Annotated in this window: 18 protein-coding genes and 1 pseudogene; 16 read left to right on the forward strand and 3 right to left on the reverse strand. The window is 66.5% G+C overall.

Features of this window, described 5'->3' with window-relative positions:
- Positions 1-1,054 precede the first annotated feature (1,054 nt).
- The 13 genes and pseudogenes from nosZ to RBA41_RS24120 all read left to right on the forward strand — a co-directional run bounded on the left by nosZ (position 1,055) and on the right by RBA41_RS24120 (position 16,639).
- Positions 1,055-2,977, forward strand: coding sequence for a TAT-dependent nitrous-oxide reductase (gene nosZ / locus RBA41_RS24060; RefSeq protein WP_306626766.1), 1,923 nt, complete (start codon positions 1,055-1,057; stop codon positions 2,975-2,977).
- A 12-nt stretch (positions 2,978-2,989) separates the two neighbouring features.
- Positions 2,990-5,182, forward strand: a complete 2,193-nt coding sequence (locus RBA41_RS24065; RefSeq protein WP_306626767.1) for a 4Fe-4S binding protein — start codon at positions 2,990-2,992, stop codon at positions 5,180-5,182.
- Complete coding sequence (locus RBA41_RS24070; RefSeq protein WP_306626785.1) at positions 5,182-6,441, forward strand: nitrous oxide reductase family maturation protein NosD; 1,260 nt, start codon at positions 5,182-5,184, stop codon at positions 6,439-6,441. Before RBA41_RS24065 ends, RBA41_RS24070 begins: the two co-directional genes overlap by 1 nt.
- Positions 6,431-7,342, forward strand: coding sequence for an ABC transporter ATP-binding protein (locus RBA41_RS24075; protein WP_306626768.1), 912 nt, complete (start codon positions 6,431-6,433; stop codon positions 7,340-7,342). The genes RBA41_RS24070 and RBA41_RS24075 overlap by 11 nt, the downstream gene beginning before the upstream one ends.
- On the forward strand, positions 7,326-8,162 hold the full coding sequence (locus RBA41_RS24080) for an ABC transporter permease (protein WP_306626769.1): 837 nt from the start codon (positions 7,326-7,328) through the stop codon (positions 8,160-8,162). Before RBA41_RS24075 ends, RBA41_RS24080 begins: the two co-directional genes overlap by 17 nt.
- Positions 8,147-8,656 (forward strand): nitrous oxide reductase accessory protein NosL, encoded by a 510-nt coding sequence (locus tag RBA41_RS24085; RefSeq protein WP_306626770.1) that lies wholly within the window; start codon positions 8,147-8,149, stop codon positions 8,654-8,656. Before RBA41_RS24080 ends, RBA41_RS24085 begins: the two co-directional genes overlap by 16 nt.
- Before the next feature lie 32 nt (positions 8,657-8,688).
- The gene (locus RBA41_RS24090) at positions 8,689-9,126 is read left to right on the forward strand and encodes a c-type cytochrome (protein WP_306626771.1); all 438 of its coding nucleotides are present in this window, start codon (positions 8,689-8,691) and stop codon (positions 9,124-9,126) included.
- A gap of 43 nt (positions 9,127-9,169) precedes the next feature.
- Positions 9,170-10,213, forward strand: a complete 1,044-nt coding sequence (locus RBA41_RS24095; protein ID WP_306626772.1) for an FAD:protein FMN transferase — start codon at positions 9,170-9,172, stop codon at positions 10,211-10,213.
- A gap of 113 nt (positions 10,214-10,326) precedes the next feature.
- Positions 10,327-10,749 (forward strand): hypothetical protein, encoded by a 423-nt coding sequence (locus RBA41_RS24100; RefSeq protein WP_306626773.1) that lies wholly within the window; start codon positions 10,327-10,329, stop codon positions 10,747-10,749.
- A 155-nt stretch (positions 10,750-10,904) separates the two neighbouring features.
- Complete coding sequence (locus RBA41_RS24105; RefSeq protein ID WP_306626774.1) at positions 10,905-12,266, forward strand: MBL fold metallo-hydrolase RNA specificity domain-containing protein; 1,362 nt, start codon at positions 10,905-10,907, stop codon at positions 12,264-12,266.
- A 93-nt stretch (positions 12,267-12,359) separates the two neighbouring features.
- Positions 12,360-12,919, forward strand: a pseudogene (locus tag RBA41_RS24110) (thymidine phosphorylase); the annotation flags it as partial.
- 122 nt (positions 12,920-13,041) lie between these two features.
- Positions 13,042-14,253 carry an acetate/propionate family kinase gene (locus RBA41_RS24115; RefSeq protein WP_306626775.1) on the forward strand — a complete coding sequence of 404 codons (1,212 nt, stop codon included), beginning with the start codon at positions 13,042-13,044 and terminating at the stop codon, positions 14,251-14,253.
- The gene (locus RBA41_RS24120) at positions 14,246-16,639 is read left to right on the forward strand and encodes a phosphoketolase family protein (RefSeq protein ID WP_306626776.1); all 2,394 of its coding nucleotides are present in this window, start codon (positions 14,246-14,248) and stop codon (positions 16,637-16,639) included. The genes RBA41_RS24115 and RBA41_RS24120 overlap by 8 nt, the downstream gene beginning before the upstream one ends.
- A 23-nt stretch (positions 16,640-16,662) precedes the next feature.
- Here the strand turns inward: RBA41_RS24120 and RBA41_RS24125 are convergent, their stop codons facing one another.
- Positions 16,663-18,291, reverse strand: coding sequence for a Na/Pi cotransporter family protein (locus RBA41_RS24125; protein WP_306626777.1), 1,629 nt, complete (start codon positions 18,289-18,291; stop codon positions 16,663-16,665).
- Positions 18,292-18,404: 113 nt separating this feature from the next.
- On the opposite strand from RBA41_RS24125, the gene RBA41_RS24130 reads away from it, so the two are divergent.
- Entirely contained in the window at positions 18,405-21,137 is a 2,733-nt protein-coding gene (locus RBA41_RS24130) for a cation-transporting P-type ATPase (RefSeq protein WP_306626778.1), read from the forward strand.
- Here RBA41_RS24130 and RBA41_RS24135 read toward each other — a convergent pair.
- Positions 21,134-21,580 carry an ATP-binding cassette domain-containing protein gene (locus RBA41_RS24135; RefSeq protein ID WP_306626779.1) on the reverse strand — a complete coding sequence of 149 codons (447 nt, stop codon included), beginning with the start codon at positions 21,578-21,580 and terminating at the stop codon, positions 21,134-21,136. The two genes, RBA41_RS24130 and RBA41_RS24135, sit on opposite strands and share 4 nt — an antisense overlap.
- Before the next feature lie 145 nt (positions 21,581-21,725).
- Positions 21,726-22,562, reverse strand: a complete 837-nt coding sequence (locus RBA41_RS24140) for a universal stress protein (protein ID WP_306626780.1) — start codon at positions 22,560-22,562, stop codon at positions 21,726-21,728.
- Positions 22,563-22,891: 329 nt separating this feature from the next.
- Here RBA41_RS24140 and RBA41_RS24145 point away from each other — a divergent pair, with 329 nt between their 5' ends.
- Together RBA41_RS24145 and RBA41_RS24150 are read left to right on the forward strand one after the other, a co-directional pair.
- On the forward strand, positions 22,892-23,530 hold the full coding sequence (locus RBA41_RS24145; RefSeq protein WP_306626781.1) for a nitroreductase family protein: 639 nt from the start codon (positions 22,892-22,894) through the stop codon (positions 23,528-23,530).
- A gap of 67 nt (positions 23,531-23,597) precedes the next feature.
- On the forward strand, positions 23,598-23,779 hold a 182-nt coding region (locus tag RBA41_RS24150; RefSeq protein ID WP_306626782.1), incomplete at its 3' end, for a Clp protease N-terminal domain-containing protein.

A 23,779-nucleotide genomic window follows, 5' to 3' on the forward strand; every position in this document is an offset into this window, starting at 1 on the left:
GCGTCAGCATAACAGGTTGCCGAACTGAAAAAGTAGCAGACTGCACATGACCGGCTGGTACCGCCGCGAAGCGGACCTCTATGCGCGCGCTCTACTCTGCGCTTCCCAATGGATAAAGTGTAGATATGTCTGCTGGACGGTTTGTTAGCTGAAGGTCACTGAAGCCCGTCAATCGATAATTTTCCAACCACACATGTCGGCAAGTATCGCAGCCAACCCAAACAATAATCGAACCATTTTCTGAGGATGAAGGCGGTGCTCGATCAAGCCCACCGCTTCCACAAACCGGGCAGGAGGCCCCTTTAGCTTCAGCGTAAAGTTCCGAAGCTTTTGCAGTTGCAGGTAAATTCATATCGATCGAGGAAGAGGTGTTGATGGATAAGTAGCTTTACAGTCGAAAGCCTAGCGAATGACCGCTGTTGGCCGGTGGTTGTCGATTGTACTCGACGGTGAACTGCTCCTAGCGATCAGGCCGCTTTCGTCCCATTGCGACCGATCAGCGTCCAGTTCGAACGTTTCGGCTAATTCCGCGAACTGAATGTGTCAATCGTGTTTGCGGCGATCCTGCTCTTCCTGGCAAGGAGGGGATAAGCGGACACGATCCCGCCGCGTTCTGTCGATGAAATCGAGCAGGATGGCAGCGTAGAGAAATGATGTCACGCTCCCTTACGTCGAGTAAGACCAGCATGTTCGCAGTGCTCAGTTCTCCCCGTTGGTGGAGCAATGGTGGCAGCGAATTGTTGGTTGGATTGCATATCGACAGTGTAATGCCTTTAGGTACTGGACAGGCACGAAGCTGAGGCTTATTCAGCTGGCATACGTGTCGCCCTACGTCTGCCTGCGCAATACGCCTTTCATGCCCCGCAGGCCATAGTCACAAAGGCGTAATCCGCCTACGCCTTCTATCCGCCGGGCACCACCGTCATGCGCATAGGCAATGCCGGGTCCGGTCCTTACACTTATCCAGTCGGCATACGTTTCCCCAAGGTCGACGCGAACGAGCGATTGAACCAGGGGGAGTGTTCCCCCTTGCCCAGAACCGGAGAGTGAAATCATGAAGAAGAACAGCCCAGTAACGTCCAGTCCCGCCATTGCCGGCAGCCGCCGCGATTTTCTCGGCAAGAGCGCCCTGGCCGGCCTGGCCACCGCAGGCGCCACCATCGGTCTGACAGGATGCAAGGAAGAGGCCGCGCCAGGCAAGGCGGCCGCGCCAGCCAAAGCCGCCGACACCGGCGAACACATCAAACCAGGCCAGCTGGATGCCTATTACGCTTTCATCAGCGCCGGCCACGGCGGCGAAGTGCGCGTGCTCGGCCTGCCGTCGGGCCGTACCCTCAAGCGCATCCCCGTGTTCAATACCGATTGCATGGTCGGCTGGGGCATCACCAACGAATCGAAGGCGATCATGGGCACCAAGCCCGATGGCAGCCTGCAGTACACCACGGGCGACACCCACCACGTGCACGGCAGCTACAAGGACGGCACGTACGACAGCCGCTGGCTGTTCGTCAACGACAAGATCAATGCGCGCCTGGCGCGCATCCGCATGGATACGATGGAGTGCGACAAGATTACCAGCCTGCCGAACGTGATGGGCTTCCACGGCATTTTCCCGGACAAGCGCGACCCGGTCGACGCCGCCATCAACTACACCACGCGCGTGTTCTGCGGCACCGAATTCCACATGCCGCTGCCCAACGACGGGCGCGACCTGGACGATCCGACCAAGTGGGGCTGCCTGTTTACCTGCGTCGACGCGGCCAGCATGGAAGTGCGCTGGCAGTGCCGCATCGACGGCAACATGGAGCTGGTCGCGTCGTCCTACGACGGCAAGCTGGCCGCCGCCACCCAGTACAACACCGAGGGCGGCGCCGACCTGGCCGGCATGATGTCGGCCGAGCGCGATGCCTGCGTGTTCTTCAACGTGGCCCGCATCGAGCAAGCCGTCAAGGATGGCAAGTCGACCACCATCGGCGGCTCCAAGGTGCCGGTGGTGGACGGTCGCAAGGCCGCCAACGCCGATCCCGCCACCGCGCTGACCTGCTACGTGCCGGTCGGTAAGAACCCGCACGGCGTCAACGCCAGCCCGGACGGCAAATATTTCGTTTGCGCCGGCAAGCTGTCGCCGACCGCGACCGTGATCGAACTGAACAAGGTCCTCGGCTGGTTCGGCGGCGAAGTCAAGCAGCCGCGCGATTGCGTGGTGGCCGAGCCGGAACTGGGCCTGGGTCCTTTGCACACCGCGTTCGACGGCAAGGGCAATGCCTTCACCTCGCTGTTCCTCGACAGCCAGGTCGTGAAATGGAACGTGGACGCGTCGATTGCCCAGTTCAAGGGCGACAAGGCGGCCAAGGTCGTGCTCGACCGCATCGACGTGCATTACCAGCCGGGCCACGGCTACGCATCGATGGGCGAGACCAAGGAAGCGGACGGCAAGTATTTCAACTCGGGTAACAAGTTCTCGAAAGACCGTTTCCTGCCGGTCGGCCCGCTGCACTGCGAAACCGAGCAGCTGATCGACATCAGCGGCGCCAAGATGAGCCTGATGGCCGACCATACCGCCTATCCGGAACCGCACGACGGCATCATCGTGCGCCGCGACGTGGTCAAGACGCGCCAGATTCACAACATGGCCGACTTCCCGAACGCGGTCACGCCGGAAACCGCGGGCATCGAACGCAAGGGCAACAAGGTGCAGGTGCGCTTGATGTCGCAGGCGCCGTCGTTCAGCATGCCGGTGATTAAAGTCAAGGTGGGCGACGAGGTCACGCTGACGCTGACCAACTACGACAAGGTGGAAGATTTGACGCACGGTTGCGCCATTCCTACGCATAACATCAACTTTATCGTCAACCCGCAGGAAACCAAGTCGGTCACCTTCAAGGCCGACCGTGCCGGTGCCTACTGGATCTACTGCACCCACTTCTGCCACGCGCTGCACCTGGAAATGCGCAGCCGCCTGCTGGTCGAAGCCTAAGCCACATCACCGATGCGCGCCGTGAACGTCCTCCTGCGCCTGTTCGCCCTGCTGCTGTTGCTGGCGACGGGCCCGGCGCGCGCATCGGTCTACTCGGCCGAGCTGTCGCAGCAACTGCTGCATGGCCCCGACCTGTGCGCCGAGGCGCCTTGCCGCGACGTCATGCCGCAGGCTACCAAGTTTTCCCTGCGCAAGGGCCGGCCGAGCTATGTCGAGGCCATTGCCGTGGGGCCGGACAAGGCCGAGCGCGTGGTCGGCTATGTCTTCCTGTCGACCGACGTGGTCGACATTCCCGCGTATTCGGGCAAGCCCATCATCACCCTGATCGGCATGGATACGCGCGGCATCATCACCGGCGTGCGCGTACTGAAGCACTCCGAACCCATTCTGCTGGCGGGGATCGACGAATCGACCCTGCTCAAATTTATCGACCAGTACATCGGCAAGTCCGGCGACGCCAAGCTGGAAATCGGCCATGGCGACGAGGCCAGCGGCACGGTCGGGCTGGACGCCATCAGCGGCGCCACCGTCACCGTGATCGCCGAAAACCAGGTCATTTCGCGCAGCGCCTACGACATCGGGCGCCAGGTTGGCATCTTCAAGACCGAGGTGCGTCCGGCGCCACGCTACACGGCGCTCAACGAGCGCCTGAGCTGGCAGCAACTGCTGGACGAAGGCAGCGTGGCGCGCTTCCAGCTGCAGCGCAAGGATGTGGGCCTGGCCGGCGGCGCCACCTACATCGACCTGTATTTCGGCCACCTGAACGTGCCCACGGTGGGCATCAGCCTGCTGGGCGAGCCGGTGTACCGGCGCCTGATGGCCGACCTCAAGCCGGACGAGCAAGCCATTTTCATCATCGCCAACGGCGAAGCCTCGTTCAAGGGTTCCGGCTTTGTGCGCGGCGGCATCTACGACCGCGTCCAGGTGCGCCAGGACCCGCAAAGCTTCACCTTCCGCGATACCGATTACCTGAACCTGTACGGCCTGCATGCGCCCGGCGCGCCGGCGTTTACCGAGTCGGCCGTGTTCATCGTGCGCTCGGCCAACTTCAATCCCGCCTGGCCATGGCAGCTCACTTTCCTCGCCAACAAGGCCGATGCGCAGAGCGGCGCCAAGACCTTTGTCCACTTCAACGCACCGTACTGGCTGCCGGCGCGCTACCTGGAAGGCGGGCGCCCGCACATCGTCCAGCCGGAAGCGGCCTGGCGCGCCATCTGGAAAGCGAAAACCGTCCAGATCGTTCTGTTCCTGCTGGTGCTGGCCTTTACGGCGTTCATGTATTCCCAGCGCGACAAGCTGGTGCGCGCCTCGAAGCGCAGGCACAAGCCATGGATTTCGCGCCCGCGCCATGTGCTGTGGCTGGTCAGCGTGGTATTCCTCGGCTTTTACCTCAAGGCCCAGCCCAGCATCACCCAGGTGCTGACCTGGTTCCATTCGCTGCTGCACCAGTGGAAGTGGGAACTGTTCCTGTCCGACCCCTTCATTTTCCTGTTCTGGTGGTTCATCATCGTCAGCGTGCTGGTGTGGGGCAGGGGCGTCTTTTGCGGCTGGCTGTGCCCGTTCGGCTCGCTGCAGCAGCTGGCCTTGAGCATCGGCAAGGCGGTGGGCCTGAAACGCTTCCAGAAACTGCTGCCCAAGCCGCTGCACGACAAGCTCAGGTGGCTCAAGTACGTCATCTTCGCCGTTCTGCTGGGAGTGTCGTTCTATTCCATGGAGATGGCCGAGCAGCTGGCCGAGGTCGAACCATTCAAGACCACCTTCATCGTCGGCGTATGGAACCGTACGTGGCCGTTCTGGGTCTTTATCGGCGCCATCCTGGGCTGGTCCTTCCTGAGCGAGCGGCCCTATTGCAAGTACCTGTGCCCGCTGGGCGCGGGGCTGGCGATTCCCGGCAAGTTCCGTCTGTTCGGGCTCAAGCGCAAGGCCGAGTGCCAGACTTGCCACGCCTGCGCCGCCGGCTGCGGCTCGCATGCGATCGACAGCGCCGGCCGCATCGACCAGATGGAGTGCATGCTGTGCCTCGACTGCATGATCCTGTACTACGACGACCATGCCTGCCCGCCGCTGGTCAAGGAACGCAAGCTGCGCGAAAAAAATGGCGATGCGCTTACACCCATCAATGCGGCCGGCTATTTCATCTCGCTCGATTCGGTGCGCGGTGCGCTCAAGGCCAAGGCGGCTTCGTGCGCCGGGGAACAGCCGTGATGATCCGCAGTGCCGCCGCCGGTTTGATGCTGGTGCTGTGCGCCGGCATGGCCGGCGCGGCCGTGCTGCAAGTGCGCGCCGGCGAGTCGATCGGCGCCGCCGTGCGCGCGGCCTCGGCCGGCGATACCCTGTTGATTGCGCGCGGCCACTACAACGAGCGCTTGCTGATCGACAAGCCGCTCACCCTGCGCGGCCAGGAGCGCCCGACCATCAGCGCCCAGAACAGCGGCGACGTGATCCGGGTAACAAGCAGCGATGTCACCATCGATGGCCTCATCATCAGCGACAGCGGCACCGACCTCGACCGCCAGAACGCCGGCGTGCACGTGGTGCCGGGTTCGCACCGCTTCGTGCTGCGCAACTGCGTGGTCAGCTACACCCTGTTCGGCGTGTTCCTCGACAAATCGGACCACACCATCCTGAGCGGCAACACCATCACCGGCAAGCGCGACCTGCAATCGGCGGCGCGCGGCAACGGTATCCAGGTCTACAACAGCGCCCATGTGGACGTGATCGACAACAACATCAGCTACGCGCGCGACGGCATCTACGTCGATCTCTCGCGCCACGCCCTGTTTCGCGGCAACAAGATCCACCACCTGCGCTATGGCACCCACTATATGAACACCAACCACAGCACCTGGGAAAACAACGAGTCCTACCAGAACCGCGGCGGCCTGGCCCTGATGGAAGTACGCAACCTGGTAGTGCGCAACAACGTGGCCTGGGGTAACGAAGATCACGGCATCATGCTGCGCACCATCCAGGATTCCGTGATCGAAAACAATGTGGTGGCGGCCAACGGGCGCGGTTTCTTCATCTACGACGCCGAGTACAACGTGCTGCGCAACAACGTGGTCATCAACAACCGCACCGGCGTGCACCTGTCGGCCGGTTCCTCGAACAATGCGGTGGACGGCAACGACTTCATCGGCAACGAGGAAGCGGTCAAGTTCGTCGCTGCGCGCGATGTCGCATGGGGCCGCACGCGCGGCAACTACTGGAGCGGTTACAACGGCTGGGACCAGGGCGGCGACGGCGCCGGCGATGTGCCCTACGAAGCGAGTGACCTGGTCGACCGCCTCAACTGGCAATACCCGCTGGTCAAGCTGCTGCTGACCAGCCCGTCCGTGAGCACCTTGCGCTTCGTGGCGCGCCAGTTTCCGGTGCTGCGCGCGCCCAGCGTGGTCGACCGGCATCCGCGCATGCGGCCCAACAATCCTGACTGGCAGCGCTGGAATGACAAACATGTCCATTGAACTTGATGCGGTGAGCAAATCCTTCGGCCCGGTCGAGGCAATCCGCAATGTATCCCTCAACATCGGACAGGGCGAGATGTTCGGCCTGATCGGGCATAACGGCGCCGGCAAGAGCACCCTGTTCAAGCTGATGCTCGGCCTGCTGCCGGCCAGCGCCGGGGCTGTACGCGTCGGCGGCGTGGCCACTTCCAGCGCGCAGTTCCGCCAGGTGCGGCGCCGCATCGGCTATCTGCCGGAAAGTTTTGTCAGCTACGACAATCTCTCCGGCCTGGAAGTGCTGCATCTGTTCGCCGACCTCAAGCAGGTGGCGCGCGCCGAATGCGGCCGCGTGCTGCGCCGGGTCGGACTGGCCGATGCCGCCACGCGGCGCCTGCATACCTACTCGAAAGGCATGCGCCAGCGTCTCGGATTCGCGCAAGTGCTGTTGGGTGAGCCGACACTGATTTTTCTCGACGAACCAACCAACGGACTCGATCCGGAAGGCATCGCCGATTTCTACGGCATCCTGCGCGAGGCGCAGGGGCGCGGCGCCACCATCGTGATTACCTCGCACATCCTGGCCGAAATCCAGGACCGGGTCGACCGCCTCGTCATCCTCGATGCCGGACGGGTCGCCGCGCTGGGCACGCTGGCCGAGTTGCGCTCGCGCCAGGTGCTGCCGTCGCATATCGACGTGCTGCTGCAGCCCGGCTGCGGGGCCGGCGTGGCAGCGGCGCTGGCGCATCTGCCGGGCCTGACCGTCAGGCTCGATGGCGACCGGGCCGGCATCGCCTGCGCGGCCGCGCAAAAGGCAGCGGTGCTGGCCGCGCTGGCCACGACGCTGCTCGACGTGACGATCCGCGAACCCTCGCTGGAAGACCTGTTCCTTGGCTACGGAGGCCATCATGCAAGCGCGCATTGAGTGGGGCCAGGTGCGCGTGATCGCCGCCAAGGAATTCCGCGACCGCATCCGCAACCGCTGGGTGGTGGCCGTGGCTGTCATTTTCGCCCTGTTCGCGCTGGCGATTGCTTACTTTGGGGCGTCGCAGCAGGGCGAGGTCGGCTTTCGCAGCATCGATGTCACCATCGCCAGCCTGGTCAGCCTGGTGATCTACCTGGTGCCGCTGATCGCGCTCATTCTCGGCTACGACGCCATCGTCGGCGAGCGCGAGCGCGGCTCGCTCGAACTGATGCTGTCGATGCCGATCACCCGCTTCGAGATTTTGCTGGGCAAGTATTGCGGCCTGGCCGCCGCCCTGGCCAGTTCCACCGTACTCGGTTTCGGGGCCGGCCTGCTGCCGCTGGCGGCCGAGCTGACGGTGCGCGACGGCTACCACTACGCCGGCTTCGTCGGCAGCGCCATCCTGATGGGCATGGCTTTCCTGAGCATCTCGATGCTGGTATCGGTGCTCGCGCTCGACCGCGTGCGCGCCAGCGGCGTGGCGATCGGCCTGTGGTTCTTTTTCGTGCTGATTTTCGACCTGTTGCTGATGGGAGCGCTGGTGCTGAGCCAGGGCCGCCTGGGCAGCAACACCTTCGCGGCACTGCTCATGCTTAACCCCGCCGATGTGTTCCGGCTGCTCAATATCTTCAGCTCGGAGCAGGCGCAAAGCATGTATGGCCTGGCCACCGTGATGCCCGGCGGCCTGACCGATCCGGCGGTGCTGCTGGCCATCATGGCCGCGTGGGTGGTCATTCCCTTCTTACTTGCCAACTGGAGTTTCCAATGTCCTTCAAGATAAACCGCCTGCTGGCGGCGCTCGCCGCCGCCGGCTTGCTGGCCGCCTGCAGCGAGCAAGCCCTGAGCGTCGCCGCCCAGGAGCCGGGCAGTGACACCGCCTGTGCGCTCGACGGCATGGTGCTGCTCGATTTCCCCGGCCCCAAGGCGCAGATCCACTATGCCGAAGGCAAGGCCGACTATTACTGCGACCTCATGGAACTGTTCACGGTGATGCTCGCGCCCGAGCACAAGCGGCGCATCGCCGGCGTATTCGTGCAGGACATGGGCAAGACTTCCTGGGACAAGCCGAGCGGGCACTGGATCGCCGCCAAGGATGCGCTGTATGTAGTCGGCAGCAAGAAGTTGGGTTCCATGGGGCCGACCTTCGGCGCCTTCTCGGATGCCGCGCAGGCGGCCGCGTTTGCCAAAGCCGAGGGCGGCAAGGTGCTGCCCTACAGCCAGATCACGGTGGCGATGCTCGACACGGGCCACGCCGCCGGCGACATGCGCCATTGATTGTCCGTTTTCGTCACCACTGAAAGAAAATCATGAAAAGCTCGACCTTGCTACCCCTGTTGATCGTTGCCGCGCTGGCGGCCTGCGGCGAGAAGGCGCCCGCCACCGATGCCGCGGCGTCCGGCCCGAGCGCGACCGCAGCGGTACCCGAACCGGCACCTGCGCCGGCACCCGCGCCGGCACCCGCGCCTGCGGCGGCCGCGGCGCCAGCCCCGAGCGCGGCCGAGCTGGCCGCCGGCGAAAAAATCTACACCGCCTCCTGCGTTTCCTGCCACGGCGCGGCGGTCATGGGCGCGCCGAAACTGGGCGACAAGCCGTCCTGGACGCCGCGCATCGCCAAGGGCATCGACGTACTGTATGCCAACGCCACGAATGGCTTGAACCTGATGCCGCCGCGCGGCGGCAATGCCGCCCTCAAGGAGGAGGAAATCAAGGCGGTGGTCGACTTCATGGTCAGCAAGGGACGCTGACGAGAGAAGGGCGGCGCTGCCGCCCGCTCCAGGGGAAAACGCCATGCGCGCATTTCAAGCAACACTGATCGCGGCGGCGCTGTGCCTGCTGGCGCTGGCGGGCTGCCAGCGCACCGACACGGTCCATCGCACCCGCGGGCACGTGTTCGGCACCGCGGTCGAGATCAGCATCCACGGCGGCTCGCCCGAACGCGCCGACGCGCTCAGCGGCGCCGTGCTGAACGAATTCGACCGGCTGCACCACAAATACCATTCCTGGCAGCCGAGCATGCTCACCTCGCTCAACGAAGCCATCGCGCGCGGCGAACCGTTCACCGCCGATGCCGAGATGGTCGCGCTGCTGCAATCGGCGACCGTGGTGGCCGAGCGCTCCGGCAACCTGTTCAACCCGGCCATCGGGCGCCTGATCCGCCTGTGGGGTTTCCAGAGCAGCGACATCGCGCCCCAGGCGCCGCCGGCGCAGGAGATCCGGTTCTGGCTCGACGCGCGCCCGCGCATGTCGGACCTGCGCTACCGGGGCAACACGATTTCGAGCACCAACAAGGCGGTGATGATCGACCTGGGCGGCTACGCCAAAGGTTACGCGCTCGACCGCGCGGCGCAGATTTTGCGCCAGGGCGGGGTCAGGGCGGCGCTGGTCAACGTGGGCGGCAATGTGCTTGCCATCGGCCAGCCGGGGGAGCGCCCGTGGCGGGTGGGCATCCAGGACCCGCGCGCGGCCGGCGCCGTGGCGCAGGTGGCCCTGCGCGACAACGAGGCGATGGGCACCAGCGGCGATTACCAGCGCTATTTTCTCAAGGACGGCAAGCGCCACCCGCACATCATCGACCCGCGCAGCGGCTATCCGATCGACCTGGTGGCATCGGTCACGATCGTCACGTCGGGGGGCGGGGATGCCGGTTTGCGCTCGGACGGCAACTCGAAACCCTTGTTCATCACCGGCCCGGCCGCTTGGGAAGCGATGGCCGCGCAGATGGGCCTGGACGAGGTGATGCTGATCGATGCGCAGGGCAAGGTGCACACGACGGCGGCGATGCGCTCGCGGCTGGCTGCAGCGCAGGAGGCAAAGGGCCTCGTCCCGAATTAGTTTCCGTGCGGGAATCAAAATGAAGGAAAGGTTACTTCCCGCTACAATAGCGATTCGACAACATGCGGCTGGGTCCAGCCCTGTTGGCCCCACTATGATCACCGGAGAATAACTTGCGTAAAAACTTAATCAAGATTTCAATGCTGTGCGCCGCGGTACTGATGGCAGGTTGCGAAACGACCGGGACCAAGCAGGCCGACCCGAATGCCGTCGAAGCACCGTCGCCGAAGAATCCGGAATTCGCAGGCGAAATGGCCAAGTTCAATGCCCAGTTTCCGAGCGCCAAAGCGACCCAATACGAGAACGAATCGATCGCCTTCAATAACGAGCGCAAGCTCGACCAGAAAGGCAATTGCCACGGCAAGTCGAAATTTCCGATCACGATCGTGCTGATCCTCGATGCGGAAGGCAAAGTCACCAAAACCATGACCGATGTCGAGAACGCCAAGGCAAGCTGCTTCCGCAGCGCGTACGCCGGCGTGCAGTTCCCGCGTCCGCCGATGGCGCCGTACCGCAAGGCGATTCTGCTGAACTAAACGCCGTTCCGGCCGCATGGCGCGCGCCGCGGCGGCGAACCCTTCCCGCCGCTTCCTGGTGCCTAGCAGATTGAATTCGGTCGATTTTGATTTGCGTCAAAGTAATTAGTGATGAACTCGTCGATATTCCGGAATCCACTCTGGAAAGGCTTGTGATGAAACTGAAATTTCTTGGCGCCACCGGCACGGTGACCGGTTCAAAGTACCTGCTCACGTCCGGCAACCGCCATATCCTGGTCGACTGCGGCCTGTTCCAGGGGCATAAAGAATTGCGCTTGCGAAACCGGGATCCGTTTCCGGTCGCGCCGGCCGCCATCGACGCCGTGGTGCTCACGCATGCCCACCTGGACCACAGCGGCTACCTGCCGCTGCTGGTGAAAAATGGTTTCACCGGCAAGATTTTCTGCAGTCCGGCCACCCTCGACCTGTGCAAGATCCTGTTGCCCGACAGCGGGCACTTGCTCGAAGAGGAGGCCAACTACGCCAACCGCCACGGCTTTTCCAGGCATGCGCCGGCCTTGCCCCTGTATTCGGAGGCCGACGCGGTGCGCGCGCTGCGCCAGTTCTCTCCGGTGCCGTTCGATACGCCGTTTACCATTGCCGGCGAGATGCGCGGGGAATTGTCTCTTGCCGGCCACATCCTCGGCGCGGCCATCGTGTCGGTGCGCTGCGCCGGGAAAACCATCGTGTTTTCTGGCGACCTCGGGCGTCCCGACGACCCGCTCATGGTGGCCCCGGCGGCCATCGAAGAGGCCGACTTCCTGGTGGTCGAGTCGACTTACGGCGACAAACGGCACGACCCGGCCGACCCCCTGCTGCTGCTTGGCAAGACCATCCGCGACACCGCGGCCCGGGGCGGCGTCACCATCATCCCGTCGTTCGCGGTCGGGCGCGCGCAGTCGCTGCTGTACGACTTGCATCGCCTGAAGCAACAGGGCGCGATCCCGGCGCATCTGCCGGTCTATCTGAACAGCCCGATGGCCGCCGATGCGACCGCGCTGTACCAGAAGCACTTGCACAGCCATCGCCTCAGCCACGAGCAATGTTTCGCGATGCGCCATGCCGCCACCATCGTCAACAGCGTGGAGGAATCGATCGCCCTCAACGAGCGGCAGGTTCCGATGGTCATCGTGGCCGCCAGCGGCATGGCCACCGGCGGGCGGGTATTGCACCATTTGAAGGCGTTCGCCTCCGATCCGCGCAATACGATCCTGTTCGCCGGCTTCCAGGCCGGCGGCACGCGCGGCGCGCTGATGCTCGGCGGCGCCGAGTCGATCAAGATCCATGGCCAGTACGTTCCCTTGCGCGCCCGGGTCGCCCAGATCGCCAATCTGTCGGCGCATGCCGACGGCGACGAACTGATCGGCTGGATTTCGCGCATCGGGCGCGCCCCGCAGCGCACCTTCATCACCCACGGCGAGAGCGCCGCGGCCGAGGCCCTGCGGCGCCGCATCGGGCAAGAGCTCGGCTGGCCGTGCGAGGTGCCGGCCTATCTCGACGAAGTGACGCTGGCGTGAGGCCGCCCGTCGTCGCCACCCTCAACGTGGTGTATTCGTCCTTGCTCGACGAGGGCGAGATTGGCCTGTCGGAAACGGCCTGGGCGCCGGCCGGATATGCTGATCCGGGTCGAGCGCCCGCTCGGCCTCGACAGCGAAGGCTTGCTGGTGGCCTCGGTGCTGTCGAAGAAGATCGCCGCCGGTTCGACCCATGTCCTGATCGATATCCCGGTCGGGCGCACGGCCAAGGTGCGCTCGCCGCAAGCGGCGGCCACGCTGGCGGCGCGCCTGACGGGCGTGGGCGTGGCGCTCGGCCTGGCGGTGGAAACCCTCGCCAGCGACGGCGCGCAGCCGGTCGGACGCGGGATCGGGCAGGGCCTGGCGCTGGCGACGAGCGTGCTCGCCAGCGGCGCGGCCTGGACCAAGTTCCAGGCCATCTGCGCGGCCCAGGGGGGGATGCGCACGCCGCCCCGGGCCCGTTTCACCCACGTGCTCGGCGCAGCGCACAGCGGCCGCATCGTCGCCATCGACAATGGCCGCCTGGCCCAGCTGGCCGGGGCGCCGGCTAACCCTTGCTGACCTTGCATGCCGAATCGGCCGGCGAGCTGGCTTACGCCCTTGCCTACGCGCAATCGCAAGAACACCTGGTGACGATCGGGCAGCACGATTTGTAAATAAGGGCTGGCCCGTAGATTTTTGATTTGTATCAAAGAATGGGAAAAACGTTCCGACCTATGATGGGCCATGCCGGGACGCCGCCGCGCCCGCCGCCGCATCAATCTACCCGAGGAACACCATGGCTTCCCCTGACGACGCCCTTATGCTGGCAATCAATGCCGGCTCGTCCAGCATCAAGTTCGCCCTGTTTCAGGCCACCCCGGCACGCGAGCCGGTTTTCCGGGGCGCGCTCAGCGACATCGGCGGCGGCGCCAGCGCCTTTGCCGTCGAAGGCGGCGCCAGCGACACCTTCGCGCGCCATTTCGCCATTCCCGAGCACGTCACCGCGGCCAATGTCCTGGTCGAATGGCTGCTCGCCCGCCTGCCTCCGGCGGCGCTGCAAGCGATCGCCTACCGGGTGGTCCACGGCGGACCCGCCTCGGCGGCAACGCGGGAGATCGACCCGGCCATGCTGGCCGACCTGTACGCGAGCACGTCGAGCGAGCCCGACCATCTGCCGCACGAACTGCGCCTGATCGAGCTGTTGCGCCGCCATTATCCGGGCAGCGCGCACATCGCCTGTTTCGACAGTAGCTTTCACGCGAGCATGCCGCCGGTGGCCGCCACCTTGCCGATTCCGCGCCGCTACCAGGCACTCGGCATGAAGCGCCACGGCTTCCACGGCCTGTCCTGCGCCTGGCTGATGGGCGAACTGGCGCGCGTGGCCGGACCGCAGGCGGCCGCCGGCAAGGTCGTCATTGCCCATCTCGGCGGCGGCTCCAGCGTGACTGCCGTCGAGAACGGACTGAGCCGCGATACCAGCATGGGGCTGACGCCGGCCGGCGGCATGATGATGGGAAAACGCTCGGGCGACCTCGACCCCGGGCTGGCCTGGCACCTGGCGCGCAGCGAGCAGATGAGCCCGTCGAGCTTCAACCACATGGTCAATCACCAGTCCGGCCTGCTCGGCATTTCCGGCACCAGCGCCGACCTGCGCGTGCTGCTCGCCAGCCAGGCGCGCGACAGCCGGGCCGCCGAAGCGGTCGCCATGTTCTGCTACCAGGCGCGCAAGACCATCGGCGCGATGGCCGCCGCCATCGATGGCGTCGATACCCTCATTTTCGCCGGCGGGATCGGCGAGCACGCGGCCGAGGTGCGTGCGCGCGTGTGCGCCGGCCTGTCGCACCTGGGCGTGGCGCTCGACGCCGGCGCCAACGAGGCCGGCGCGGCGCTGATCTCGGACCCGTCGGCCAGGGTGAGCGTGCGCGTCATGCGTACCGACGAGGAAGCGATGCTGGCCGCCGAGGCGCGCGCCTGGCTGGGCGCGCGCGCGGAGGGCGGCCATGCGTGACGCCGGCGCGGCCAGCGCGGCCACCCTCGACGGCGTGCACGCCTGGTGGCGGGCCGCCAATTACCTCTCGGCCGGGCAGATTTACCTGCTCGACAATCCCCTCCTGCGCGAAGCGCTGGCGCCGGCCCACCTCAAGCCGCGCCTGCTCGGGCACTGGGGCACCACGCCCGGCCTGAACTTCATCTATGCGCACCTGAACCGCGCCATCCTGGCGCACGACGTGTCGGTGCTGTATGTCGCCGGTCCCGGCCACGGCGGCCCCGGCCTGGTGGCCAACGCCTGGCTCGAAGGCACCTACAGCGAAGTCTATCCGGCCATCGCCCGGGATGGCGAAGGCATGCGGCGCCTGTTCAAGCAGTTTTCCTTCCCGGGCGGCATTCCCAGCCATGTGGCGCCGGAAACGCCGGGCTCGATCCACGAGGGCGGCGAACTGGGGTACTCGCTGGCGCACGCCTTCGGCGCCGCCTTCGACAATCCGGACCTGATCGTCGCCTGCGTGGTCGGCGACGGCGAAGCCGAAACGGGGCCGCTGGCGACCAGCTGGCACTCCAACAAGTTCCTCAACCCGGTGCATGACGGGGCGGTGCTGCCGATCCTGCACCTGAACGGCTACAAGATCGCCGGTCCGACCGTACTGGCGCGCATTCCGCGCGCGGAACTGGCCGCGCTCATGAGCGGTTACGGCTACGAACCGTTCTTCGTCGAGGGCGACGATGCGCCCGCCATGCACCGCCTGATGGCCGACACGCTCGACACCGTGCTCGCGCGCATCCGCGCGATCCAGCAGGAAGCGCGCAGCGCCGGTTTTGGCGGACGGCCGCGCTGGCCGATGATCGTGCTGCGCTCGCCCAAGGGCTGGACCGGCCCGCGCGAGGTCGACGGCAAGCCGAGCGAAGGCAGCTGGCGTTCGCACCAGGTGCCGATCGCCGACATGGAGCGCGCCGGGCACCTGGACTTGCTCGAACAATGGCTGCGCAGCTATGCGCCGGCCGAGCTGTTCGACGAGGCTGGTGCGCCGCGCCCGGCGCTGCGCGCGCTGGCGCCGGCCGGCACGCGCCGCATGAGCGCCAACCCGTGCGCCAACGGCGGCGCGCTGCTGCGCGAGCTGGTGCTGCCCGATCCGGCGCAGTTCGCCCTCAGCCTGGCCGCTCCGGGCGCGCTGCGCGCCGAGTCGACCCGGGTGCAGGGCCAGTACCTGCGCGAGGTGATGCGCGCGAACATGCACAATTTCCGCCTGTTCAGCCCCGACGAAACCACCTCCAACCGCTGGGATGCGGTGCTGGAAGTGAGCCAGCGCTGTTCGGTGGCCGAGATCGTGCCGGGCGACGAGCACATCGCCGCCGACGGGCGCGTCATGGAAATGCTGAGCGAACACCAGTGCCAGGGCTGGCTCGAAGGCTATCTGCTGAGCGGGCGGCACGGCATGTTTTCCTGCTACGAAGCCTTCATCCACATCGTCGACTCGATGCTCAACCAGCACGCCAAGTGGCTCAAGGCGGCCAACGGCATCGCCTGGCGCCGGCCGGTCGCCTCGCTCAATTACCTGCTCTCGTCGCACGTCTGGCGCCAGGACCACAACGGCGCCAGCCACCAGGATCCCGGCTTCATCGACCATGTGCTCAACAAGAAAGCCGAGATCGTGCGGGTCTATCTGCCGCCCGACGCCAACACCTTGCTGGCCGTGACCGATCATTGCCTGCGCAGCCGTAACCTGATCAATGTGATCGTGGCCGGCAAGCATCCGGCCGAGCAATGGCTCGACATGGATGCCGCCGCCGCCCATTGCCGGCGCGGCATCGGGGTGTGGGAGTGGGCCGGCAGCGCCGGCGCCCAGGAACCGGACGCGGTGCTGGCCTGCGCCGGCGACGTGCCCACGCTCGAGGCGCTGGCGGCGGCGCAACTGCTGTACCAGCACTTCCCGGCCCTCAGGCTGCGCGTGATCAATGTCGTCGACCTGATGACCCTGCAGCCGCCGCACGCCCACCCGCACGGCTTGCCGGACCCGGAGTTCGACGCGCTGTTCACCGCCGACAAGCCGGTGGTGTTCGCCTATCACGGCTACCCGGCGCTGATCCACCGGCTCACCTACCGCCGCACCAACCACGCCAACCTGCACGTGCACGGCTTCCGCGAGGAGGGTACCACCACCACCCCGTTCGACATGACCGTGCTCAACGGGCTCGACCGCTTCCACCTGTTCGCCGCCATCGTCGAGCGGGTGGCGGCGCTGGCCCCGCTGCGCGCGTCGGCGCGCCAGTTCGTGGCCGCCAGGCTGGACGCGCACCGGCGCCATATCGAGCAATACGGCATCGACTTGCCGGAAATCCTGAACTGGCGCTGGAACGGGCCCGGCGCCGGGCCCGATGGCGCCGCGCGCGCGCCATGACGGCACGCCGGCGCGTCCCGTGGCTATGGCCGCTCATCGGTGTCGGGGGCGGGTGCTGCGCTATCGGACACCTGCTGCGCCGGGGCGTCCAGGTTCGCCAGCACCATGGCGGCCTTGACGGCTTGCTGCATGGCCCGGCGCGCCAGGCTGCAGCATTCCAGCAGCGCTTCCATGGCCGCGATCTCGAGCGCGCCGCTGGCGCCGGCTTGCAGCAACTGCGCCTTGAGGGCCTGGTAGGACGCTTCGGCCTGGTCCAGGCTGGCCTGCAGCGCGGCGGCGCTGGCGCCGTGCGCGAGCGCCGCGGTGCACACCAGATCGACCTGCGCCAGCCAGCGCTGCACCGGCTGCGTGCCGGTGCCGCCGGAGCGCAGCGGCGCCGAGGCGGCGGCCAGGGCATGGGCGAGCTGGCCCACGCTGGCGTAGTAGCGCAGGACGCGCAGCAGCCGCGACAGCTTGAGGGAGGTGGCGGCGTTCATGGACGAGCGGCTCAGGTCGGTGACGAATTTGCCGATGGTCAGCTTCAAGGTGTCGACAAGCCGGGCGCGGCGGTCGGCCTCGGCCATTGCCGGGCCGGCCATGGCGCCGCGCAGCAGCTCCAGCGCCAGCACGCCCATCCGTTCCAGCTCGCGCGCAAGGGCAATGACGGCCAGGTCCGGCACGGCCACCAGATTCCGGTCCAGGTATTGCGCCCGCGCCAGGTCTTCCCCGGCCGGGCGGAAGCGCCCTTCCAGGAAGCGCGTCAGGCGCCCGGCCAGCGGCCACATCAACAATACCCCGAGCAGGTTGAAGGTGGTATGAAACAGCGCCAGCGTGGTGCCGGGCGCCGCCTGCATGGCCAGCAGGTCGCGCAGCGCGATAATGCCATCGAGCAGCCAGGGCAGGATCAACAGCGCAAGCACGCCCGTCAGCAGGTTGAACAGGACATGCGCGGCGGCCGCGCGGCGCGCATTCACGGTGGCCCCGGCCGCGGCGATGATCGCGGTCACCGTCGTGCCCAGGTTGGCGCCGATGACGACGGCGGCGGCCGCCTCGAGCGGCAGCAGGGCGCCCTGTGCCGCCGTCAGCGCCACCGCCAGCGCCGCGCTGGACGATTGCATCAGCACTGTCAGCACCAGGCCGGCAAGGACATGCAGCACGACACCGGCCACGCCGCCGCTGGCCGGCAGCACGAACTGGCTGGCGATGCCGGTGAACCCGCTTTTCAGGATATCGATGCCGAGGAACAGAATGCCGAACCCGGCCAGCGTCATGCCCAGCGCGCCACGGCGGCTTCCTTGTCCGGTCAGGTGCAGCAGCATGCCGGCGCCGACCAGCGGCAAGGCCGCCGCTTCGATCTTGAATCCCATTCCCGCCGCGGCGACCAGCCAGCCGGTCATGGTGGTGCCGACATTGGCGCCGAACAGCACCCACAGGGCCTGGCCCAGGGTGAGCAGGCCGGCATTGACGAAGCCGATGGCCGCCACCGTCACGGCGCTGGACGATTGCACCACCGATGTGACCAGGATACCGGAAGCAAGGCCGCGCCAGCGCGTCCTGGTGGCATTGGCCAGGATGCGTTCGAGCGCCGGGCCGGCCGCCGTTTTCATGCCATCGGTCATGAGCCACATGCCCAGCAAAAATAGGCCGAGGCCGCCGATGAGAGTGCCGAACATGCCGCTTGCGATCATGGATTTGGAAATAGAAATTAATTTCCAGCATATTCGCAGGGTTCAACCGCTTTGTGCAAGCGCCGTCGGTGCCTGCATCACAACTGAAGGATCATGCGATGACATTGCCCGCCGATAAAGCCGATAAACAGTGGCATGCCATGCCCGCGGCCCAGGTTCTTGAACAATTGCACGCCGACCCGGCCGGCCTGAGCATGGAGGAGGCCGCGCACAGGTATGCGCGCTTGGGGCCGAACCGCATGCCGGCGCCGGTCAAGCCCGGCCGCTTGATGGTATTCCTGCGCCAGTTCAACAACGCCCTGATCTATGTGCTGATCGCCTGCGCCGCGATCACCGCCTTGTTGCAGCACTGGATCGACAGCGCCGTCATTGTCGCGGTCGTGCTGGTCAACGCGGTCATCGGCTTCGCCCAGGAAGGCAAGACGGAAAAGGCGATGGACGCGATCCGCCAGATGCTCGCGCCGGTGGCGACCGTGCTGCGCGGCGGCGAGCGCATGAGCGTGCCGGGGGAAGCGCTGGTCGCGGGCGACATCGTGCTGGTGGAAGCGGGCGACAAGGTGCCCGCGGACCTGCGCCTGCTCTCGGCCCATGGCGTGTCGGTGCAGGAAGCGATCCTGACGGGCGAATCGGCAACGGTCGACAAGCAGTGCGGCCCCGTGGCCGCCGGCGCGGCCCTGGGCGAGCGCAGCTGCATGCTGTTTTCCGGCACCATCGTCGCCACCGGCCAGGGCCACGGGCTGGTGGTGGCCACCGGAGCGCAGACCCAGATCGGCCATATCAGCGGCATGCTCACCGGGGTCGAGCAGCTGGCCACGCCCCTGGTGGAACAGATGAACGTGCTCTCCAGGTGGCTGACCGCCCTGATCCTGCTGATCGCCGGCTTGCTGCTGCTGTACGGCTATTTCGTCGGCCACCATGATTTCGGCGAGATTTTCATGGTCGTCGTGGGCTTGTCGGTGGCGGCCATTCCGGAAGGCTTGCCGGCCGTGATGACCATTACCCTGGCCATCGGCGTGCAGGCCATGGCGCGCCGCAACGCCATCGTGCGGCGCCTCCCGGCCATCGAAGCGATCGGCTCGGTCTCGGTGATCTGCACCGACAAGACCGGCACCCTGACCCGCAATGAAATGGTGGTGGCCTCGGTCATCACGGACGGGCACGTGTTTTCCCTGGACGGCGACGGCTACGCGCCGACCGGCGTGTTGCGGCTCGATGCGGCCCAGGTCGACGCCGCCGAATATGCGGTCCTCGATGAACTGGCCAGGGCCGCGGCGCTGTGCAACGACGCCGCGCTCACGTGCCGCGACGATGCCTGGACGGTGGAAGGGGACCCGATGGAAGGCGCCTTGCTGGCGTTCGCGGGCAAGCTCGGGGTCGAGGTGCGCGCCGAGCGGCGCGCCTGGAGCCGTACCGATGCGATCGCCTTCGATGCCAGGCACCGCTTCATGGCGACCTTGCACCACGATCACGCGCATCATGCGACGGTGTACGTGAAAGGCGCGCCGGAGCGCATTGCCGGCATGTGCCGCGTCCAGCGCGCAGCCGGCGGCGCGAGCGTAGCGCTGGACCGGGCTTACTGGGAGCGCCAGGCCGAGGCGATTGCCGGCTGCGGACAGCGGGTGCTCGCGTTTGCCGCGCTGGCCGTACCGGACGACCAGACGGTGCTCGAGCATGGCGATGTCGAGGGCCGCCTCACCATGCTCGGGATGGTCGGGATGATCGATCCGCCGCGCCCGGAAGCGGTCGCCGCCATCGCGCAATGCCACCAGGCCGGCATCGCCGTGAAAATGATCACGGGCGACCATGCGAAAACGGCGGCGGCCATCGGCCGCCAGGTGGGGCTGCTCCATCACGGCCAGGTGCTCACCGGCGCCGACCTGGACAGCATGGACGACGCCGTGCTGCGCGGCGCCGTGATGGCCTGCGACATTTTCGCGCGCACCAGCCCGGAGCACAAACTGCGCCTGGTGATGGCGCTGCAGGCGCAAGGCATGAGCGTGGCCATGACCGGCGACGGGGTCAACGACGCTCCCGCGCTCAAGCGCGCCGATGCGGGTATCGCGATGGGACGCAAGGGCAGCGAGGCGGCCAAGGAGGCGGCCCAGCTGGTGCTGGCCGACGATAACTTCGCCTCCATCGTGGCGGCGGTGCGGGAAGGCCGGACCGTGTACGACAATATCAAGAAAGTCATCAGCTGGACCCTGCCGACCAACGCCGGCGAGGCGGCCACCATCGTCGTTGCGCTCCTGTTCGGCATGACACTGCCGGTGACGCCGATCCAGATCCTGTGGGTCAACCTGGTCACCGCCTCCACGCTCGGGGTCGCGCTGGCGTTCGAGCCGACCGAGGAGAACACCATGCGCCGCCCCCCGCGCAAGCGCAGCGAGCCGCTCATCGGCGCGGCGCTGGCATGGCACATCGTACTCGTCGCGCTGCTGTTCCTGGCGGGGGTGTTCGGCATCTTCAGCTACGCGCTCGAGCGCGCCTATCCGATTGAACTGGCCCGTACCATGGCGCTCAACACGCTGGTGGTGATGGAGATCTTCCACCTCTTTTTCATTCGTAACATTTACGGCACCTCGCTGACATGGAAGGCCGTGCGCGGCACCAGGGCGGTGTGGATCACGATCGGCATCGTCACCGTGGCGCAGTTCGGCATTACCTATCTGCCGCCCATGCAAGCGCTGTTCGGGACGCGCGCCATCGGCGTGCTCGACGGCATGCTGATTGTCGGCGTGGGCATCGCCCTGTTCGCCATCGTGGAAATCGAGAAGCAGATCCGCATCCGCCTGGCCGGCGCCGCGCAGCCGCTGCGCCAGGGTGGCGCCTAGCGCGCCCGGGCCACCTCGCGCACCTTTACCGTGGCGCCGTCGCGCACCAGGTACACGCCCATGCCGCCATCGTCGGCGCCGCTTTTTCCCGGCAGGGGGAACACGGCGCTGACCGGCACCCTGCGCACATTGTCCAGGCTGGTCGTGATGATGCGCACGTTGACGCGGTATGCCGGCGCCGCTGGCCGTGCCGCTGTCGAGCAGCGCGCGCGCCTGACGATGGCGCGCGCGATGGCCACGCGCTGCTGCTCGCCGCCGGACAGCCGGGCCGGGAAGTGGTCGCGGCGGGCCGCCAGGCCGACCATCCCGACTGCCTCGTCCACCGACATCGGCGCGCTGGCGATATCGAGTCCGTCGAGGAGATCGAGGAGCGTCGATTTGGCGCTGCCGGAGGCGCCCGGCAACACGATGAATTCGAGGTCGACGTCGCGCAGGGCGCGCACCGCGAGCTCTCCGGCGCCGTAGGTCTTGCACAGGCGACGGATGCGAAATACCGGCAGCGGCGGCTACGCGCCGCCATGGCCATCGCTCATGCCAGGCCCGCACTGCGCGCGAGGCCGGCACGCCGTGTACGGGCGCGGTTAGCGGTTAATGGGCCATCCAGAGCGGGATGGGCGAGGTGGCCAGCATGCTGCGCGTCATGCCGCCGAGCAAAATCTCGCGGAAGCGCGAGCGTCCGTAGGCGCCCATCACGATCAGGTCGGCATTCTTTCCGGCGGCAAACGCGAGCAGCGATTGCCCTTCGTCCGTGCCGGCGCCTTGCACCGCGACGTCGACCCGCACCCCGTGGCGCGCCAGGTACAGGGCGATGTCCGCGCCTGGTTCGGCGCCGTGCAGATCGCCCGCGCCGGCGGGGTCGAACACCACCAGGTCGACCTGCTGCGCGCGCTGCAGCATGGGAAGCGCGCTCGTGATCGCCCTGGCCGCCTCGGCGCTGGCATTCCATGCCACCGTGATGCGCTGGCCCAGGCTGTTGCCGGCCCCGCGCGCGGGCAGCACCAGCACCGGACGCACGGCGTTGAGCACGACATAGTCGGGAAAATCCGGACGCAGGCGCGGCAGGAATTCATCCGGCGCGCTCTGGCTGATGACCACCAGGTCGCAATAGCGCGCCTGCATGCTCATGCCCATGCCGGGTTCGTCGTCGACGCAGCGCCGTTCGATGGCGCTGGCGCCGGCCCGGCGCGCGGTCGTCTCGAACAGGTCGAGCGAGCGGTTCGCTTCGGCGCGCAGCTCGGCGACCGGCAGGCCGGCCACCTGAAGTCCGGCCTGCACGCCGCCGACCGGCAGCAGGAAGGCCGGCAGCCCCGTCATGGCGGCCCCTACCAGATGGGCATCGTTGAGCAGTGCCAGCCGGGCCGCGACGTCGCTGCGGTGGGCGCTGCGGGCAGTCTCGTCGACATGAACCAGGATCGTCTTGTACATGGTTGGTCCCTGATGAAGTGGATGGGTCGGCATCCAATGTAGGCGTTTCGCGGGCGGCTGGTAAATGATGTGCATCAAAATTCTGACAGCTATCCGCTCCGAGCGGGCCGCGCCGGACCGCCACGGCCGGTATCGGCGGGCCGGCGACGGGTGTTACTTTTCGAGTACTTCCTGGCAGGGCCGGCACATCCGAGCGGCCGGCTGCGCGCGCAAATTGTTTGAGCATTTGACGTGCATCAAGTTACGCCAGGGACGTAGGACGCGCGACACGCTACTGTGAGGCGGTTGAGTCCTTTTTAGTATTGGCAGTATTGGCAAACGGAGCCGCTATGGATAAGCAGGACCGATGTAACTTACCCATCACACTGATCGCGCCGGCGGCGCTGGCGCTCGACGCCGGCTTCCCGCCGCTGAGCATGGCACTGTTCGAGGTCTTGCTGCGGCGCCGTTCATGCCGCGACATCGCCGGCGGCGAACTGCATTTGTACCAGCTCTCGCGGCTGCTGTGGGCGGCATTCGGCATCAATCGCCCGGCGCAGGGCGGCCATACCGCGCCGCTGGCGCAGCACATGCGGGAAATCAGCGTCTACGTTGCCATGGCCAGCGGCCTGTACCGCTACGACGCACGCGCCCATGTGCTCTGCCCGGTCCTGGCCGAGGATATCCGCGCCGCCACCGGCGACCAGGCGTATGCCGCCACGGCGCCCGTCAATCTGATCTACGTGGCCGAATGCGATCCGGCGCCGGCGGCGTCGCGGGCCGAGCAGCAATTCCATGCCGCCCTCGACACCGGTTACATCAGCCAGAACGTCTACCTGTTCTGCGCCGCCGAAGGATTGGCGACGGTGGCGTGCAGCCGGCTCGACCGCGTCGCGCTGGCTGCCCGCATGCAGCTGCGGCCCGGCCAGGAAGTGATTCTCGCCCAGTCGCTGGGCCGTCCCGGTACCGAACGGGATCTGAATGCATGACACAGCGCGCCGTCATCGATCAACCCGGCGTCGATCAACCCGTTAATCCGATTGTAGGGAACAAGCCATGCGCCAAGACAAAATGACCACCAAGCTGCAGGAAGCGCTGTCCGATGCGCAAAGCCTGGCGGTGGGTAATGACAATCAGTATATCGAACCGGCCCACTTGCTGTCCGCCCTGTTGAACCAGGACGATGGCGCCGCGCGCTCGCTGCTGCAGCGCGCCGGCGTGAACGTGGGCAGCCTGAG

This window comes from Massilia scottii (assembly GCF_030846495.1).
Taxonomy (GTDB): domain Bacteria; phylum Pseudomonadota; class Gammaproteobacteria; order Burkholderiales; family Burkholderiaceae_D; genus Telluria_A; species Telluria_A violaceinigra.